Annotated in this window: 1 protein-coding gene; it reads right to left on the reverse strand. The window is 46.1% G+C overall.

Features of this window, described 5'->3' with window-relative positions:
- On the reverse strand, positions 1-743 hold a 743-nt coding region (locus A3739_RS29990; protein ID WP_197472359.1), incomplete at its 3' end, for a hypothetical protein.
- Positions 744-788 lie beyond the last annotated feature (45 nt).

The following is a 788-nucleotide window of genomic DNA, read 5'->3' on the forward strand; positions in this document are numbered from 1 at the left end:
ACTCGCTCTTGATCAGCAACTGAAATATCTCTTTCATCCAATAAAGCCGCAGCACCTGAAGCCTCACCCGCTGAGTTTGACCAAACAATATCAAGCACATCACCATTGCTTGGATCGAGTAAGCGTGCTTCTAAGTCACCACTCCAGTCAGACGAATTAAAGAGTGTTGTATAAATAGATGTGCCATCTTGCGCACGTAATGATGAAGAGTTAAAGGTTACACCTGAACCGCTACCAATAGATGTCACAATATCGTTGATCGCCGAACGCAGCGCTTCTTTCAAAGAATCAGGCGACGTTGCGCTGTACATTTCGCCACGGCCATTGACTGCTGCGTGATATAAATCATCCACCTGAGGAAGACCTTCATCAGAAACATCTGGCCAAACTGGTTCAGTATTAGCCCCATGAGCATCTTCCACAGCATGATGAGTCACACCAAAGATATTCCCGCGCAAACCTAAGCCGACGGTATAAGTGTTCATGTGTAGATTAGTATTACAGTCTAACCAAGCATCCGGACTCGCGTCTGCACAAAGCGGATTGACTCGCACTGCACCTGTTGGGAGGTCACCTCTCAAGTTCGTTGTATAAGCATCATATGCAATATCGCCGAGTGTCGTTGAGTAACTGTCTTGATAAGGGGCACCCGCAGAACCATCTTGGTTGCCGATACCGTCATTAAGCACAGACTGAACTTCGCTTGTTGTGTTTTGGGTATTAAAACCATCTGTGAACAACAATGTATAGTTTTTCTGACACTCACTGGTTATAGGGCCGGTTGTGCT

The organism is Oleiphilus sp. HI0067 (assembly GCF_001635735.1).